Annotated in this window: 15 protein-coding genes; 6 read left to right on the top strand and 9 right to left on the bottom strand. The window is 71.1% G+C overall.

From position 1 onward, the window contains the following. Positions 1 to 17: 17 nt before the first annotated feature. Both ACIBVP_RS39895 and ACIBVP_RS39900 read right to left on the bottom strand, forming a co-directional pair. On the bottom strand, positions 18 to 761 hold the full coding sequence (locus tag ACIBVP_RS39895) for a hypothetical protein (RefSeq protein WP_396111722.1): 744 nt from the start codon (positions 759 to 761) through the stop codon (positions 18 to 20). Between the two features lie 245 nt (positions 762 to 1,006). Next, positions 1,007 to 2,167, bottom strand: a complete 1,161-nt coding sequence (locus ACIBVP_RS39900) for a pyridoxal phosphate-dependent aminotransferase (RefSeq protein ID WP_396111723.1) — start codon at positions 2,165 to 2,167, stop codon at positions 1,007 to 1,009. Between the two features lie 140 nt (positions 2,168 to 2,307). Between ACIBVP_RS39900 and ACIBVP_RS39905 the strand changes: the two genes are divergently transcribed. Next, positions 2,308 to 3,510: a DUF445 domain-containing protein gene (locus tag ACIBVP_RS39905; protein ID WP_396111764.1), complete on the top strand. Its 1,203-nt coding sequence runs from the start codon at positions 2,308 to 2,310 to the stop codon at positions 3,508 to 3,510. Here the strand turns inward: ACIBVP_RS39905 and ACIBVP_RS39910 are convergent. Together ACIBVP_RS39910 and ACIBVP_RS39915 are read right to left on the bottom strand one after the other, a co-directional pair. Continuing rightward, positions 3,495 to 4,406 (bottom strand): serine/threonine protein phosphatase, encoded by a 912-nt coding sequence (locus ACIBVP_RS39910; protein ID WP_396111725.1) that lies wholly within the window; start codon positions 4,404 to 4,406, stop codon positions 3,495 to 3,497. The two genes, ACIBVP_RS39905 and ACIBVP_RS39910, sit on opposite strands and share 16 nt — an antisense overlap. Continuing rightward, entirely contained in the window at positions 4,403 to 4,864 is a 462-nt protein-coding gene (locus ACIBVP_RS39915) for a CGNR zinc finger domain-containing protein (RefSeq protein WP_396111726.1), read from the bottom strand. The genes ACIBVP_RS39910 and ACIBVP_RS39915 overlap by 4 nt, the downstream gene beginning before the upstream one ends. 108 nt (positions 4,865 to 4,972) lie before the next feature. Here ACIBVP_RS39915 and ACIBVP_RS39920 point away from each other — a divergent pair, with 108 nt between their 5' ends. From ACIBVP_RS39920 to ACIBVP_RS39930, 3 genes are read left to right on the top strand one after another with little or no spacing between them, the layout of a single operon-like run. Next, the gene (locus ACIBVP_RS39920) at positions 4,973 to 5,497 is read left to right on the top strand and encodes a PadR family transcriptional regulator (protein WP_396111727.1); all 525 of its coding nucleotides are present in this window, start codon (positions 4,973 to 4,975) and stop codon (positions 5,495 to 5,497) included. Continuing rightward, a complete protein-coding gene (locus tag ACIBVP_RS39925) occupies positions 5,494 to 6,171 on the top strand; it encodes an ABC transporter ATP-binding protein (protein ID WP_396111728.1) in 678 nt (225 codons plus the stop codon). The genes ACIBVP_RS39920 and ACIBVP_RS39925 overlap by 4 nt, the downstream gene beginning before the upstream one ends. Next, positions 6,168 to 8,495 carry an FtsX-like permease family protein gene (locus ACIBVP_RS39930; protein ID WP_396111729.1) on the top strand — a complete coding sequence of 776 codons (2,328 nt, stop codon included), beginning with the start codon at positions 6,168 to 6,170 and terminating at the stop codon, positions 8,493 to 8,495. Before ACIBVP_RS39925 ends, ACIBVP_RS39930 begins: the two co-directional genes overlap by 4 nt. A gap of 45 nt (positions 8,496 to 8,540) precedes the next feature. Here the strand turns inward: ACIBVP_RS39930 and ACIBVP_RS39935 are convergent, their stop codons facing one another. Then, on the bottom strand, positions 8,541 to 9,488 hold the full coding sequence (locus ACIBVP_RS39935) for an alpha/beta hydrolase family esterase (RefSeq protein ID WP_396111730.1): 948 nt from the start codon (positions 9,486 to 9,488) through the stop codon (positions 8,541 to 8,543). 152 nt (positions 9,489 to 9,640) lie between these two features. Here ACIBVP_RS39935 and ACIBVP_RS39940 point away from each other — a divergent pair, with 152 nt between their 5' ends. After that, complete coding sequence (locus ACIBVP_RS39940; protein ID WP_396111731.1) at positions 9,641 to 10,900, top strand: tannase/feruloyl esterase family alpha/beta hydrolase; 1,260 nt, start codon at positions 9,641 to 9,643, stop codon at positions 10,898 to 10,900. Here ACIBVP_RS39940 and ACIBVP_RS39945 read toward each other — a convergent pair. The 4 genes from ACIBVP_RS39945 to ACIBVP_RS39960 all read right to left on the bottom strand — a co-directional run bounded on the left by ACIBVP_RS39945 (position 10,872) and on the right by ACIBVP_RS39960 (position 15,872). Beyond that, on the bottom strand, positions 10,872 to 12,008 hold the full coding sequence (locus tag ACIBVP_RS39945) for an MFS transporter (protein ID WP_396111732.1): 1,137 nt from the start codon (positions 12,006 to 12,008) through the stop codon (positions 10,872 to 10,874). The genes ACIBVP_RS39940 and ACIBVP_RS39945 overlap by 29 nt on opposite strands. A 218-nt stretch (positions 12,009 to 12,226) precedes the next feature. Then, positions 12,227 to 12,565: a YdeI family protein gene (locus tag ACIBVP_RS39950; RefSeq protein ID WP_396111733.1), complete on the bottom strand. Its 339-nt coding sequence runs from the start codon at positions 12,563 to 12,565 to the stop codon at positions 12,227 to 12,229. Positions 12,566 to 12,606: 41 nt separating this feature from the next. Then, a complete protein-coding gene (locus ACIBVP_RS39955) occupies positions 12,607 to 14,526 on the bottom strand; it encodes a helix-turn-helix domain-containing protein (protein ID WP_396111734.1) in 1,920 nt (639 codons plus the stop codon). Continuing rightward, positions 14,523 to 15,872: an MFS transporter gene (locus ACIBVP_RS39960; RefSeq protein ID WP_396111735.1), complete on the bottom strand. Its 1,350-nt coding sequence runs from the start codon at positions 15,870 to 15,872 to the stop codon at positions 14,523 to 14,525. The genes ACIBVP_RS39955 and ACIBVP_RS39960 overlap by 4 nt, the downstream gene beginning before the upstream one ends. A 127-nt stretch (positions 15,873 to 15,999) precedes the next feature. Between ACIBVP_RS39960 and ACIBVP_RS39965 the strand changes: the two genes are divergently transcribed. After that, positions 16,000 to 16,353: a zf-TFIIB domain-containing protein gene (locus ACIBVP_RS39965; RefSeq protein WP_396111736.1), complete on the top strand. Its 354-nt coding sequence runs from the start codon at positions 16,000 to 16,002 to the stop codon at positions 16,351 to 16,353. Positions 16,354 to 16,356 lie beyond the last annotated feature (3 nt).

Consider the following 16,356-nt stretch of genomic DNA (forward strand, 5'->3'; position numbering starts at 1 on the left):
CCGGTGTCGCCGGCTGTTCAGTCAGGCGTGGCCGCGGGTAAACCGACGTCTCGGCCCGCGGCGCCCATCGCGCGGCTGCGAGTGGTGAACCCGGCGTCCGCCGGGTGGGCCGGTGCGGTGTGCGTGACGAGCACGCCGTGGTGCGCGCGGGCGTGGCCCGGGTGGTCGTGAGCTGCCGATACCGATGTGCCGGGAGTGGACGGGCCGGCGGGGGTCTTCACCGGTTCCGGGTCGGAACCGGTGAAGGACCGGTCGCCTGCGGGGTCGTGCTCCTCGGCGACGGCGGGCCGCGGCGCGATGACCGGCGCAGCGGCAGGCTTGGGTGCGGCGGCCACCACCGGGGCGGTTGCCCGGACCGGTGCCACCGGCGCCGGCGCGACGGGCTCCGGGGCGGGCGGCGGCGTCTCGACGCGCTCGGTCCCCGCGGTGCCGGTCGTCACGTCGTCGGCGGGCGGCGAGACAGGCTCCTCGACGACCGGCTCCGGTGTCTCGTTCTCGACGGGTACCGGCAGCGTCGTGGTCGTGTCGGTGAGCGAGCCGGTGACGCCGACGACCGCGTCGGTCAGCCCGGTGACCGTCTGGGTGACCCCGCCCAGGAGACCGCCGAGCAGGCCGCCGGACGACTGCTCCATCGAGTGTGGTTGCTCGTCGTGGCGTGCCTCAGCGCCGGCGGAACCGGCGAACACGGCGGACAGCAGCCACCCGGCCGCGGCGACGGCGACGACGAACAGCCCGCGGCGAAGCAGGCGACCCAGCTCCACCGCGACCACCACCGTCCGTCAACGCGAGTACGCCGGCAGGGGTACCCGTGCCGACAGTGCACACTATCTAGCACCACACCGACACTCTGCACCCTAGCCGCGTGAGATCCACCCGGAAAGACGGCAAAAGCGCACCGTATCGGCCGTATGGGGCAATGTTGATCACGTCCGGTGATCCTTTGTGCCGCCGACGTGGCGGTGCTCCTCGACCCCGCCCGTTCAGGTTCCAATGTGGATGCGTTCCGTCACCCCAACTTGTGGAGCCGCTCGATCGCCTCGTCCAGCACCTCGTCCTTCTTGCAGAACGCGAAGCGGACGATGTGCTTCCACTGGTCCGGTGAATCGGTGAAGACCTGCACGGGCACCGCTGCCACACCGATGCGCTCCGGGAGCTGCCGGCACAGCTCGGCGCCGTCGGCGAACCCGAGCGGCCGCACGTCGGCGCACACGAAGTACGTGCCGTAGCTGGGCCGCACGCCGAAACCGGCCGCCGCGAGCCCCTCCGACAACCGGTCCCGCTTGACGGCGAGGTCGTCGCGCAGCTTCGTCACCCACGCCGACTCGTGCTCCAGCGCGTGCGCGACCGCGGGCTGGAACGGCGCGCCGCCGACGAAGGTCAGGAACTGCTTGGCCGCACGCACCGCGCCGACCAGCTCGGCGGGCGCGCAGACCCAGCCGATCTTCCAGCCGGTGCAGTTGAACATCTTCCCGGCCGACGAGATCGTCACCGTCCGCTCGGCCATGCCGGGGAACGTGCACAGCGGCAGGTGTGGAACACCGCCGTAGGTGAGGGACTCGTACACCTCGTCGGTGATCGCGATCAGGTCGTGCTCGACGCAGAGCGCCGCGATCCCGGCCAGTTCCTCGCGGGTGAACACGGTCCCGGTCGGGTTGTGCGGCGAGTTCACGAGGATCGCGCGGGTCTTCGTCGTGATCGCGGCCCGCACGGCGTCCAGGTCGACGGAGAACCGGTCCCCGTCGACGAGGGAGACCACCTTCCGGGCCGCCCCGGCGAGTGCCACAGAGGCGGCGTACGAGTCGTAGTAGGGCTCGAACAGGATGACCTCGTCACCCGGCTCCACCAGCCCCAACAGAGCCGACGCGATGGCCTCCGTGGCACCGACGGTCACGAGGACCTCGGTGTCCGGGTCGAACTCGATCCCGTACGGGGCGCGCTGGGCGGCGATCGCGGCCCGCAGTTCCGGGCGGCCGGGACCGGGCGGGTACTGGTTCACGCCGGACGCGATGGCCTCCTGGGCGGCGGCGAGCATGCTCGCGGGACCGTCCGTGTCGGGGAAGCCCTGGCCGAGGTTCACCGCCCCGGTCCTGGTCGCGAGCGCGGTCATCTCCGCGAAGATCGTCGACGTGAACGGGGTCAGGCGGGACACGAGAGGAGGACGACGCACGGTCTCGAATCCTCACGGACAATGGTGGTGTGCGGCAACTGACCGAGAGCAAACACATCCGTGAGCGGAGCTCGCGGAGCGGACAAACAGTCGCAGCGCCGATTCCCGGTGAGGCGGAGAAGCGGCGTGCGCTGCGCAAGATGAAGCTGGTCGCGCTGTCGTTCCTGGTCGGCGCGGCCGTGGTGTTCCTGGTCATGTCGCTGTGGCCCGGCGAGCCCGCCTGGACCGGGTACGTCAGGGCGGCCGCCGAGGCGGGCATGGTCGGCGCGCTGGCGGACTGGTTCGCGGTGACCGCGCTGTTCCGGCACCCGCTGGGGATCAGGATCCCGCACACCGCGATCATCCCGACCCGCAAGGACGCCATCGGCAACAGCCTCGGTGACTTCGTCGGCGCGAACTTCCTGTCCGAGCAGGTCGTGCGCGAACGCCTGCGCCGGGTCGGCGTCGCGTCCCGGCTCGGCGCGTGGGTGGCGGAACCGGACAACGCGGAGCGGGTGACCGCCGAACTGGCGACCGTGGTGCGCGGCGTGGTCGCCGTGCTGCGCGACGAGGACGTGCAGGCGGTCATGGAGCAGGCCGTGGTCAAGCGCGTGGTCGCGGTGCCGTGGGGCCCGCCGCTGGGCAAACTCCTGGCCGGCGTGTTCGCCGACGGCTCGCACCACAAGCTGGTCGACCTGGTCTGCGACCGCGCGTACGAGTGGGTGAAGGACAACCACTCGACGGTCATGCGCGTGGTGTCCGACCGCGCGCCCAGCTGGTCGCCGAAGTTCGTCGACTCGATGGTCGCCGACAAGGTCTACGGCGAGGTCCTGTCGTTCGCGTGGCTGGTCAAGACCGACCCGAACCACCCGATGCGCCTCGCGGTCGACAAGTTCCTCGCCGAGTTCGCGGCCGACCTGCAGACCGACCCGGCCACGATGGAACGCGCCGAGGCCGTGAAGCAGCAGGTGCTGGCGCACCCCGAGGTGCAGAACGTGATCGGCTCGGCGTGGTCGACGGCGAAGCGGCTGCTGCTGGACGCGGCCGAGGACCCGTCGAGTGAGCTGCGCAAACGTGTGCGCGAGGGCCTGATCTCGCTCGGCCGCCGCCTCACCGACGACGACACCCTGCGCGACAAGGTCGACAGCTGGGTCGAGGGCGCGGCCGCGTACGTGGTGGTCAACTACCGCGACGAGATCACCACGCTGATCACCGACACCGTGCAGCGCTGGGACGCCGAGGAGACCTCACGCAAGATCGAGCTGCAGGTGGGCCGCGACCTGCAGTTCATCCGCATCAACGGCACGGTCGTGGGTGCGCTGGCGGGCCTGCTGATCTACACGGTCGCTCAGCTGATCCTCTGAAACAGCTGCCAGTAGAGGCTGTTCATGCGGGCGGCGGCCGGGGCGTGGCGGGCCAGGATCGTCGCGATGCCCGGTGGCACGTGTGTGGGCACGCCGCCGGTGGCGCACCACGCGACGAACTCGTTGCGGGCCGCCGGGACGGTACTGACTCCGCACACCTCGGTCGCGAGCCAGTTCACCAGGCGCATCGCCGCGTACTCGGCGTCGTGCGTCGCGTGCCGCCGCACGAACGCGTGCTCGGTGGTCGACAGCTCGAAGCGCGGCGACGTGACCAGCCCGAAGTCGGTGAGGTAGAGCCGTTCGCCGTCGGTGCGGAAGTTGTCGAAGTGCCCGTCCATGTGCAGCAGCTCGTGGTCGCGCAGGACGGCCACGATGTGCATGAGCTGCTGTTCCACCAGCTCCGCCTTGCTCGCCGGGTCGTCTCGCAGCCAGTCCCGCAGTGAGAGCGGGACGTACTCGGAGAACAGCACGAGGCTGTGGGACGCGGCGGCCAGCGCTTCGAGGCGGGCACGGACCGCGGCGCTGCCGTGCAGGGCGGCGACGACCGCGTCGATGTCGGCGTGCTCGGCCGCGACCGGCGCCCGGCCGGGCAGAACACGCCAGTGGAGGAGCCGCGGGATCGACCCGGTCCCGGTCAGGACCTCGTTCGCCGCCAGCTCGCGCCAGGCGTTGAACCCCGGGCTCACCACGCCGTACTGGCCGAGCAACGGCACGTCGAACAGGTTCGCGGTGGAGCGCGGACTGGCCAGTTCCCGGTCGGTCAGCGGGATGCGTTTGGCGAACACGGGCACGCCGTCGACATCGACCACGGAAGAACCACCACCCACCCCCACCGCGCCGTCGGTGTCCACGAGCGCGGCCAGGTCGGCGTCGCTGTACGCGGCGATCCGGCTCACTGGCCGACCGACCTGCGGCCGCGCCACGAGCGGGCCTTCTCGCGGTTGCCGCACACCTGCATGGAGCACCACGTGCGCGACCGGTTGCGGGAGTGGTCGTGGAAGGCCCAGCGGCAGTCGTCGGCCGGGCAGATCTTCACCCGGCTCCACTGTCCGAGCACGGCCAGCCGCGTGGCGGCCGCGAGCACGGCACCGGCCACGTCCGTGGCCGCGAGCCGGGGTGTGCCGCCGACCGGCAGCTCGGCGAGCACGGGCACGGACACCTCGCCGGGCGCCTCCCGGCGGTCCCCGGCGGCGGCTCGCAGCGCGGCGCGCACGGCACGCACGTCGGTGTCACCGTCGGTCAGCTCCCGGTCGGCGAGCCACCGCCGCCAGGCGTGCGGATCGGCGACGACGTCGGTGCCGGTCTCGTGGTCCACGGTGTTCAGGAAGTCGACCACCAAGTCCACGTCAGTCACGCAACCACTGTAGGCCTGACACTGGTTCTCTCGGTAAAACCCCTGCTCAGATGACTATTCCCTAAATGTATAGATAGTGGCTATACACCGCGTGTACAGTCATCGGGCATGTCGATCGGACACACTCTGTTAGGACTGCTCGAACGCGGCCCGCGCCACGGGTACGACCTCAAGCGGGCGTACGACGAGCACTTCGGGCACGACCGCCCGCTGCACTACGGGCAGGTCTACGCGACCCTCTCGCGGCTGCTGAAGCACGGCCTCATCGAGGAGAGCGGCGTCGAACAGGGTGGCGGGCCGGACCGCAAGCGGTACACCGTCACGGCGGAGGGTGTCACCGACGTCGACAAGTGGCTCGGCACTCCGGAGAAGCCCGAGCTGTACATGCAGAGCACGCTCTACACGAAGGTCGTCATCGCGCTCATGTCCGAGCGGGACGCCCAGGACGTGCTCGACACCCAGCGGCACGCGCACCTGCGTGCCATGCGCGAGCTCACCGCCCGCAAGCGCGGCGGCGACCTCGCCGACCAGCTGATCTGCGACCACGCGCTCTTCCACCTCGAGGCCGACCTGCGCTGGCTGGAGCTGACAGCGGCCCGCATCGACGAACTACGAAGGCAAGTGACCCCATGACGCAACCCCTGCTCGTGGCGACCGACGTCGTCAAGTCCTTCGGCCCGACCAAGGCGCTGGACGGCGCCAACATGTCCGTCCGCGCCGGTGAGGTCGTGGCCGTGATGGGCCCGTCCGGCTCCGGCAAGTCCACGATGCTGCACTGCCTGGCCGGCATCATCCAGCCCGACTCGGGCACGGTGACGTACGACGGCAAGGAGCTGTCGGCCATGCCGGACCAGCCGCGCAGCACGCTGCGCCGCACCGAGTTCGGCTTCGTGTTCCAGTTCGGGCAGCTCGTGCCCGAACTGTCGTGCGTGGAGAACGTGGCCCTGCCCATGCGGCTGGGCGGCATGAAGCGCCGCGACGCCGAGGCCAAGGCCCGCGTGTGGCTCGACCGGCTGGAGGTCGGCGACGCCGCCGGCAAGCGGCCCGGCGAGGTGTCCGGAGGTCAGGGGCAGCGGGTCGCGGTGGCCCGCGCGCTGGTCACGGGCCCGCGGGTGATCTTCGCCGACGAGCCGACCGGCGCACTGGACTCGCTGAACGGGGAGCACGTGATGCGCCTGCTCACCGAGGCCGCCCGCGACACCGGCGCCGCCGTGATCCTCGTGACCCACGAGCCGCGTGTCGCCGCGTACTCCGACCGCGAGGTCATCGTCAGGGACGGCCACACGAGGCAGGTGGAGTTCGCGTGAGCCTCCGGGGGTGGATGAGCGACCTCGCCCTCGGGGTCCGGCTGGCCGTCGGGGGCGGCCGGACCTCGTGGGCGAGGCTCGCGCTCACGGCGGTGGGGATCGCCATCGCGACCGCCGTGCTGCTGGTGGGCGCGTCCACGGGCAACATGGCGCAACAGCGTGACCTGCGGCAGACCATCGACATGGTGGACGACCGGCCCGTCGAGGGCGTCGACCCGACCTACGTCGACAGCAACTACACGGAGTTCTTCGGGGAGTCCATCGACGTCAGCTACGTCGCGGCGACCGGGCCGAACCCGGTGAAACCGGACGCGCTGCCCACGCTGCCCGGGCCGGGCGAGATGTACGCGTCGCCCGCGCTGGCCGAGTTGCTGGCGTCGCCCGACGGGGACCTGCTGAAGCCGAGGTTCCCCGAGAAGGTGATCGGCACGCTCCCCCAGGAGCTGGTGCAGATGCCGGGCGACCTGCGGGCGTGGGTCGGCGTCGACGAGCAGGTCCTCGCCGACCTGCCGGCCATCACCGCGGCGTACGGCTTCGGTGTCGCCCCGGAACAGATCGCGCTTGATCCGGGGATGCTGGCGCTGTTGCTGGTGGGCGCGGTCGTGTTGCTGCTGCCGGTGTTCATCTTCGTGACGTCCGCCAGCCGCATCGCCGGTGCCGAACGGGACCGCAGGCTCTCCGCGCTGCGGCTCGTCGGGTCCGGGTCGCGGCAGGTGCGCAGGATCGCGGCCGCCGAGTCGCTGGCAGGCACGCTCGTCGGCATGGTGCTCGGCGCGGTGGTGTTCGTGGTGGCGCGCCAGTTCACCGAGCAGGTCGACCTGTTCGGTGAGCGGGCGTACGTCTCCGACGTCGTGCCCGACCCGGTGCTGACGGTCCTGATCGTGCTGCTGATCCCGTCGCTGTCGGTGCTCACCGCGTTGTTCGCGTTGCGGCGCACGATCATCGAACCGCTCGGTGTCGTGCGGCAGAGCAAGCCCGTGCGCAGGCGCCTGTGGTGGCGGCTCGCGCTGATCGTGCTCGGTGTGGTCCTGCTGGTCACGCAGCTCGGCGCGGAGGACAACAGCGACACGTGGGTGTGGGCCGTGAGCGGCGGCGCCGCGCTCCTGCTGATCGGCGTGCCGGTGCTGCTGCCGTGGCTGATCGAACGGGTCGCCGGACAGGTGGCGGGCGGACCGACGTCGTGGCTGCTCGCGATCCGCAGGCTCCAGCTGGACAGCGGCACGTCCGCGCGGGTCGTCGGCGGGGTCGCGGTCGTGCTGGCCGGTGCCATCACGCTGCAGACCGTGCTCATGTCCGTCGCGGGCGACGTCGGGCTGCCCGGCGCCGCCGCGGAGGGGCCGCCGCCCGCCGTCGAGGTGTCGACGGACGCGGCGCGGGTGGCGACGGTGTCGAAGGACCTGGCCGCGGCCGACGGGGTGACGGACGTGCACGCCATCCGCTACTCGTCGCTGTCCGAGAAGGAGCGGACCGACTCGGGGTTCAGCATGGTCGTGCTGGACTGCGCGGGCATCAGGGACCTGGTCAACCTCCGCGCCTGCGCCGACGGCGACGTGTTCCTGGTGCGGGACGAGTACGTGCCCCCGCCGAAGCCGGGCGCGCCGCTCGAGTGGCGCGACTACCGGAACAAGTCGAACACCGACTGGGACCCGGAGAACTACGTGGTCACCGGCTCGTGGACGGTGCCGGCGGACGCGAAGACCATCGACCGGCCCGAGAACACGAACATCTACGCGTCGGTGATCGTGACCCCCGGCGCGGTCGACACGGCGGCGTTGCCGGACAGCGACTCCGCGAGCGTCTTCGCGATGGTCAGCGCCGACCTGGCGGCCGAACAGCTGGAAGGCATCCGCAACTCGGTGGCCGAACACCGCGTCGGGACGTGGGTGTACTCCTTCAACACCGGCCCGGACCTCACCCAACGGGAGCAGACCTTCGTGGCGATCCGCACCGCGCTGTACGCGGGCTCGATCTTCACACTGCTGCTGGCGGGCGTCAGCCTGCTGGTGCTGGCACTGGAACACATCCGCGAACGCCGCCGCACACTGGCGATGCTCACGGCGAGCGGCGTGCCCCGGGGTGTGCTGGGCCGGTCGCTGCTGTGGCAGGTGGCGCTGCCGATCGTGCTGGGCGTGGTGGTCGCGCTGATCACCGGCATCGGCCTGGCGGTGCTCGTGATGCGCCTGACGGAGGACCCGACGGTCATCGACTGGGGCGGTGTCGCGGTCCTGTGCGCGGGCGCCGTCGCACTGAGTCTCCTGGTGAGCGCCATGACGATGCCGTTCCTCCGCAACGCCACCCGCCTGACGGCGCTGCGGACCGAGTAGCCGGACGCCGGGGAGAGGCCCGCCCGCCTCTCTCCGGCAGGCACGTCACCCCGCCAGGTTCCAGGCGGAGCCCATGTGCCACGCGGCGCAGATGTTGACGTCCAGCAGGTACGCGCCCGCCGTCCCGCACTGCGTGGCGCCGGTGCCCGGGTCAAGGGGCTGCCCGTGGCCCATACCGGTGATCGTGTACGTCTCCACGACCGTCCGCCCGTTCGCCGCGTACATCGCGTGCGGATAACCGGCGACCGTGTCCGTACTGGTCGGGGTCGCGGGGATGCCGTGCACGTTCGTCCACTGCTCGGCCAGTTCGGTCGCGTTCGACGGGCGGACCGTGTAGTCGGCGCTGCCCTGCCAGATGCTGACCGTCGGCCACGGACCCGTGTGCGACGACGCCGCCCGCACCGCGTCGCCCAGAGCCGTGGGCGACTGGTTCTTGCCGGGGTTCATGCACGAGAACGCGTCCATCATCGTCGTCGCGCACCGGTACGCGATGCCCGCGACGACACCGCCGCCCGCGAACATCTCCGGGTAGGTCGCCAGCATGACCGCCGTCATCGCGCCGCCCGCCGACAGACCGGTGACGTGCACCCGCGACGCGTTCGCGCCGGTGTCGGCGACCGTCTTGCGCACCATCTGCGCGATCGACTCCGCCTCACCCTGCCCGCGGGTGGTGTCACCGCGCTCGAACCAGTTGAAGCACCTGTTGAAGTTGTTGGCACTCTGCTGTTCCGGCAGCACCACCGCGAACCGCAGCCGGTCGGCCAGCTCGGTCCACCCCGAGCCGGTGCCGTACCCGGTCGCGTTCTGCGTGCAGCCGTGCAACGCGACGACCACCGGTCTGCCCGTCGGCAGGTTCGCCGGGACGTACCGGTACATCTTCAGGTTGCCGGGGTTGCTCCCGAAGCTCGGCACGGGTTCCACGGCGGCCGCCGCCGGGGTCGCGCCGACGAACGTGAACAGGAGTGCGGCCACCAGGGCCATGGCTCGGAACATGCCGTCACCACCTCGTTGTGTTTCGGCTGTTCTCACTCACGGTAGGCGTGCGGTCGCGGCGTGTTGAGAGTGGTCGCCACCACATTCAGGCAGCGGTTTGTGGTGGCGGCACTCATTTCCGGGCGCGCGGAAGGCTTCTACTTTTCTGGGCTATGCGTGCTGCCCTGGTCGCTGTAGCCCTGGTCGCCATGTCCACCCCAGCCGTCGCCGCGGCGCAACCGCACGACTGCGCCCGTCTCCACGTGCCGATGGCGCAGCGGCAGGTGGTGTCCTGCCTCGACGAGCTGACGACCGCCGGCACGGTCGCGTCCGGCCACACCGTCGAAGCCGACTGGGCCGGTCTCACCCAGGTGTCGCTGCCGCGACCCAGTGGTGTGCCGGGCATCCAGGTCGACGGCTACTTCCCGGACACGTCCACCACGAACGCCAACAACGGGTGGAACCACGACGCCCAGTTCGTGCTGCGGCTGCCCGACCGGTGGAACGGCGGCCTGGTCGTGAGCGGCTCGCCGGGCTCGCGGCGCCAGTACGCGAACGACCGCGCGATCGCGGACTTCGTGCTGGCCAAGGGCTACGCGTTCGCCGCGACCGACAAGGGCAACACCGGCGTCACCTTCTACCACGACGGCCGCCGCCCCGGCGACGCCGTCGCCGAGTGGAACCACCGCGTCACCCAGCTGACGATCGCCGCGAAAGCCGTTGTGGCACAACGCTATGGACGCGTGCCCGACACCACGCTGGCCGCGGGCATCTCGAACGGCGGCTACCTGGTGCGGTGGCAGCTGGAGAACGCGCCGTGGCTGTACGACGGCGGCGTCGACTGGGAGGGCACGCTCTGGACGACGGACGGCCCGAACCTGCTGACGTTCCTGCCGCCCGCGATGAAGAACTACCCGGCGTACGCGGCGGGTTCGGCGGAAGCGCACGACGCGATGCTGGCCGCGGGGTACGCGCCGGGCTCGGAGTTCCTGTGGCCGTTCCACCACCAGGTCTACTGGGACCTCACGCAACGCACGTACCGCGAGGAGTTCGACCCGGCCTACGACGGCGACCTGGACGCCGGAATCCCGTACTGCGCGAGTGGAACCCCGAACTGCGACGCCGACTACGACTACGCGTCCCGTCCCGCGTCGGTGAAGGCGGCGGTCGCGAAGGTCGCGCTGACGGGTCGCATCGGCAAGCCGCTGATCACGGTGCAGGGCACGCTCGACACGTTGCTGCCGATCAGCCAGAGCGGTGACGCGTACGCCGCCATGATCCGCGACGTGGGCCGCGGGCAGCTGCACCGCTACCACCGCATCGAGAACGGCACCCACACCGACGGCCTGGTGGACGCGTTCCCCGGCAAGCTCGTCCCGCTGGCGCCGGAGTTCCACAAGGCGATCACCGAGCTGGAGAACTGGCTGCGTTGAGCGAGCGGAACCCGGCCGCACCACCGGCCGCGGCCACCGCGACCACGGCCCACGGCACCCACACCCCGGCCGCGAACAACGCGACGACGGCGGGCGCGAGCACCCCGGGCACGGTGAACGCGTACTGGAACGCGGCGAGATGCCACCCGCGCGACGCGGCGGGCGCCATGGCGACGGCGAGCGCGTTGGCACGTGCCCCGAAGAGGACGGCGCCGGCGGCGAGCACGAGCGCCGTGACGAGCAGCCATGCGGGCCGCCAACCGCCGGGAAGAGCAGCGGCGACAAGGCACAACCCGCACCACAGGACGATCAGCAGGGCGGCGTAGGAGAGCGTGGTGGTGCGCGGCAGGTTCCGGGTCATCCGTACCGCGAACGTCCCGCAGGTGCTGGTGACGGCGGTGTGCAGGGCGAGGACGAGCCCGGGAAGCCAGGTGGGCGCGCCGAGGTCGAGCACGTAGACCGGCAGGCCGACGAGGAAGAAGTCCGTCGCGAGCGCGACGAGCCCGGTGACGACGACCAACCGGAGGAACCGCGCGGATACCCGCCCACCGGCGACGCCCGGCGGTGACACGTGCGGCGCCCGCACCCGGGCGGCGAGCACCAGGGCACACACGACGAAACTGACGGCGTTCACCGCGACCGCGACCCGCAGCGCACCCATGGTCAACAACCCACCGGCGGCGAACGCCCCGAGCCCGAAGCAGGCGGACCGAACCATCCCGACCACGGCGAAGGGGTGGTCCTTGTCCCGCTCCCCGACGACGTCGGAGATCAAGGCGAACAGGGAGCTGTAGAAGAGCTGCTGCCCTGCCGAAAGCAGACAGGTCGCGACGGCGACCATCGCGACCCCGTCGGCAACGAGAAACCCCACGGTGCCAAGCGCTTGCACCACCTGAGACGCGATCACGACCGGCCGGGGCCCGACCCGGTCGACGAACCGCCCGGCCACCGGCGGCACGAGCAACCCGACCACGGTGCCCGCGGTGACCGTCACCCCGGCCACGGCGAGCGGCAACCCGACCTCGCGGGTGGCATAGACCAAGGTGAGTGGCAGGAAGAGCCCGGACCCGAAGTTGTCGACCCCCAGCGCGATCAAGAGCGGCAGCACCGAACACGTCTACCAGAGATCCAGTTGTCCACAGCCGCACCAGTTGTCCACAACCAAGATCGACATCGCCCCCACCGTCGGCATGCACCGGTAGACTGGCAAGCGGGGAGCCCCCGGGAATGGGTGGGGGCCGACATCACGTCCCGGGGCCGATCGAGTTCGGCGTTTTCGCTGGTCGGGCGCCGGTTTCGGGGTTCACGGAAGGGGGACCCGGCCTGCTACCAGTGGCCGTTCGCCTTGGCCGCGTCGATGGCCGCCTGCCCGGCGGGCGTCATCAACCCTCGCGCGATCAACCGCCCCGCGCGCTCCCGGTTCAACGCGCTCCACGAACTCCGCGCCCGCCGAGGCGTGAACCGCAACCGCGAGTGCGCGGCGTCGTGCTTGCGGTGCAACCCGTCGATCCACCCGAAGCACAACGCCTGCTCGACCGCCTCCTCGTACCGCACCCCGGGCAACCCCTTGTGCGGAATCACCAACCACACCTCGGAAGCGGACGCGCAGTGCGCCGCCAGCCACGACCGCCATTCGCCGGGAGTGAGCACCTCGATGATGTCCATGCACCCATGGTCGCGACCAAAGTGCTCACCTCATGAGCGCTTTACCCGTGCAGTTGGTGCAACCGCAACGCGATCTGGATCTCCAGCGCCCGCGCGGGTGTCTGCCAGTCCTCACCCAGCAACGACGCGATCCGGTCCAACCGCTGCACGACCGTGTTCACGTGGACGTGCAGCACGTCCTTGGCCCGCGTCAGGTTCGTCCCGCACTCGAAGTACGCCCGCAACGTCGCCACGAGGTCCGTCCCCCGCCGGGCGTCGTACTCGAGCACCGGCCCGAGCGTGGCCCGCACGTACCCCGACAGGTCGGTCCGGTCCCCGATCAACTGCCCGACGAACCCGAGGTCCGCCAACGCGGCTCCGTGGCCGACCCGCCCCAGCGCGAGCAACGACCGCACACACCGCCGCGCCTCGTCCGCGGCAGCGGCCAGCGCGGCGGGCCCGGCGGCGGGCCCGGACGCACCGACCGTCACCGGCGCCTCCACCGACGCGGACAGCGACGTCGCCAACCGGGCGGCCAGCTCCGCCGGATCGCCGTCCGCCACCAGCAGCACCACCTGCTCCGCGTGCAACCCGACCAGCGTCGCGAACCGGCCGCACGCCATCGCCAGCCTGCGCCGCGGCACACCGTCGACGTGCGCGATCAGCACCGCGTGCGGCGCCGCCAGGTCGATCCCCAGCCGCCGCCCCCGCGCCAGCAACGCCGCCGGATTCCGGTCCGGCGCGGTCAGCAGATCGGTGAGCAGCTCACCGCGGACCTCGTCCTCCGCCTTGGCCACGGACCGCCGCAGCAGCAACAGCAGTGCCGCCACCACGCACGCCCGCTCGAACAACCGCCGGTCCGCCTCGTCGAGGGCCGCGCGGCCCGTCAGCACGAGGCTGCCCAGCAGCTCGGGCCCGGCCAGCACCGCACACACCCACTGGTCACCGACCCGCACCGCCCGGCCCGCGGCACGCGAGGCCGCGACCGCCTCCTCGGGCCACGTGACCTTCGCGCTCGCCGCGCCCGCGAAGCCGGACCGGACCGGCGCGTTGCCGGTGCCGACGACCGGCGGGGCGGCCGCCGCCACCCGCGCCAGCTCGACGCCCGCGGCGTCGAAGAACACGATGCCGCCGCCGAGGACCTCCGCGACCTCCGCCGCCACCTGCGCGACGTCGCCGCCGCGCAGCACCAGTTCCATGAGCCGGTCGTGCGCGTCCTCCGCGCGGCGCATCGCCTCGTTGCCCGCGCTGATCGTCTCGTTCGCACGCCGGGTCTCCGCCAGCAGCTGCGCGTTGTCGATGGCGATGGCGGCGTGGTCGGCGAGCGACGACAGCAGCGCGACCTCGTCCGCGGTGAACTCGCGGCGTTGCCGGTCGGCGGCGAACAACACGCCGATCACCTTGCTGCCCAGCATGAGCGGCACGCCGAGAATGCCGACCATCTGTTCCGCCGACACCGCGTCGTCGATCGACACGGTGTGCGCGAACCGGGGGTCCGACAGGTAGTCGGCCGACGCGTACGGGTGGGCCGTCTGCGCCACGAGACCGCCGAGACCCTCGCCGTGGCCGATGCGCAGCCGCGGCAGCAGCGACGACACCGAACCGTCGGTGACCCGCATGTACGTGGTCCCCGCGGCCTCGTCGTTGAGCGACAGGTACGACAGGTCCACCCGCAGCAGCATCCTGGCCCGGTGCACGATCGACCGCAGCACCTCGTCGAGGTCACGCAGCTTCGACAGGTCGCTCGCCGTGTCGAACAGCGCCCGCAGCTCGGCCTCGCGGCGGCGGTGCTCGGTCAGCGTGTGCCGGATCCGCAGCGCCACCTCGGTGGCTCGCGCCAGCTCCTGGTGGTCGGCGTCGGAGAGCCCCGCCGACCGCGCCGCGACGGGGACGTGCGCGAGCTGCTCGCCGCTCGCATCGGCGGCGAGCAGGTCGAGCAGCTTGCGCACGGCGTCGTTGACGGCCACATCCACGCTGGTCATCGTGTCACTAGTGACGCTTTCTCGTCAGTGGCCGCGACGTCTTCCGGTTCGAGCGACGCGCCCTTGGTCTCCCGCGCCACCAGCACGGCGACCACGGTGATCAGGCACATCGCGACGAGGTAGAGCGACACCGGCAACGTCGAGTCCCACGCGTCGAGCAACGCCACCGCGATCAGCGGCGCCAGCCCGCCCGCGAGGATCGACGCGAGCTGGTAGCCGACCGACGCGCCCGAGTACCGCACGCGTGTGCCGAACAGCTCGGAGAAGAACGCCGCCTGCGGCCCGTACATGGCGCCGTGCAGCACCAGGCCGACGGTGGTGGCGAACGCGATCACACCGAACGACCTCGTGTCCAGCAGCGCGAAGAACACGAAGCCCCACACCCCCATCGCGACCGCGCCGAACAGGTACACCGCGCGCCGCCCGACCCGGTCGGACAGCAGGCCCCACAGCGGGATCGTCACGAAGTGGATCGCCGACCCGACCAGCACCGCGTTGAGACCGACGGACTTCGCGAGCCCGAGCGACTCGGTGATGTACACCAGGATGAACGCGGTGATCACGTAGTACGACACGTTCTCGCCCATCCGCGCGCCCATCGCGATGAACACCTGGCGCCGGCTGTGCTCGAAGACCTCCACGATCGGTGCTTTCTCGACGACACCGCGCTCCTCGGCCTTGCGCTGCGCGGCGAGGAACACCGGCGACTCGGCGACCGCGAGCCGGATCCACAGGCCGATCACCACGAGCACCGCGGACAGCAGGAACGGGATCCGCCAGCCCCACGCCATGAACGCCTCTTCGGTCTGCACCGCGGCGAGGATCGCGAGGACGGCGGTGGCGAGCAGGTTGCCGCCGGGCGCGCCGCACTGCGGCCACGACGCCCAGAACCCGCGCCGGGACGTGCCGCCGTGTTCGGACACGATGAGCACCGCGCCACCCCACTCGCCGCCGAGCGCGAAGCCCTGGATCAGGCGCAGCAGCGTCAGCAGGAGCGGGGCCGCGACGCCGATCGTCGCGTACGTGGGCAGCAGGCCCATCGCGAATGTGGCGCCACCCATCAGCAGCAGGCTGATCACGAGCAGCTTCTTGCGGCCGACCTTGTCACCGAAGTGCCCGAACACCAGGCCGCCGATGGGCCTGGCGAGGAAGCCGATCGCGTACGTGGTGAACGCGAGCAGCGTGCCGGTCAGCGGGTCGGACGTGGGGAAGAACAGCTTGTTGAACACGAGGGCGGCGGCCGACGAGTAGAGGAAGAAGTCGTACCACTCGACGGTGGTGCCGACGAGGCTCGCCGACACGATCCGAGCGAGAGAGCGGGGTGTGTGAGCAGGGCCACGGGTCATGAATGAAAACGGTAGGTTTCGCAGCGGCACGTGAACCATGTGTGAACCGGACATATCATCTGGCGGCTCGGTGGTGACCGGGGCCACAGGTGGCCCGCCACATCGCGACATCGCTACTGTTGATGACGTGATTTGCCCGAAGTGTCAGAACACGATGCGCACCGTGGACCGCCAAGGCATCCACATCGACCAGTGCGACGGCTGCCGTGGGATCTTCCTGGACCGCGGCGAGCTGGAGACAATCCTGAACGCCGAGCGCCAGTACTCGGCTCAGGCCGCACCGCCGCCGTACCAGGGTGGTGGGGCTCCGCCGCCGCCTCCTCCTGGCCGGTACGCCGACTCGCCCCGCGGCCACCGCGGCGGCTACTCGGACTCGCCACGCGGTTACGGCCACGGCGGGTACTCCGACTCGCCTCGCGGCTACCACGGTGGTCACGGCCACCGGCGCCGCAAGAGCTTCCTGGAGCAGTTGTTCGACTGAGGC

Source organism: Actinophytocola sp. NPDC049390 (assembly GCF_044466355.1).
GTDB lineage: Bacteria > Actinomycetota > Actinomycetes > Mycobacteriales > Pseudonocardiaceae > Actinophytocola.

Coding starts and splice junctions, on each gene's coding strand:
- ACIBVP_RS39960 (WP_396111735.1), bottom strand. CDS start 15,872: ATGACCCGTGGCCCTGCTCACACACCCCGCTCTCTCGCTCGGATCGTG.
- ACIBVP_RS39905 (WP_396111764.1), top strand. CDS start 2,308: ATGAAGCTGGTCGCGCTGTCGTTCCTGGTCGGCGCGGCCGTGGTGTTC.
- ACIBVP_RS39955 (WP_396111734.1), bottom strand. CDS start 14,526: ATGACCAGCGTGGATGTGGCCGTCAACGACGCCGTGCGCAAGCTGCTC.
- ACIBVP_RS39920 (WP_396111727.1), top strand. CDS start 4,973: ATGTCGATCGGACACACTCTGTTAGGACTGCTCGAACGCGGCCCGCGC.
- ACIBVP_RS39935 (WP_396111730.1), bottom strand. CDS start 9,488: ATGTTCCGAGCCATGGCCCTGGTGGCCGCACTCCTGTTCACGTTCGTC.
- ACIBVP_RS39950 (WP_396111733.1), bottom strand. CDS start 12,565: ATGGACATCATCGAGGTGCTCACTCCCGGCGAATGGCGGTCGTGGCTG.
- ACIBVP_RS39940 (WP_396111731.1), top strand. CDS start 9,641: ATGCGTGCTGCCCTGGTCGCTGTAGCCCTGGTCGCCATGTCCACCCCA.
- ACIBVP_RS39925 (WP_396111728.1), top strand. CDS start 5,494: ATGACGCAACCCCTGCTCGTGGCGACCGACGTCGTCAAGTCCTTCGGC.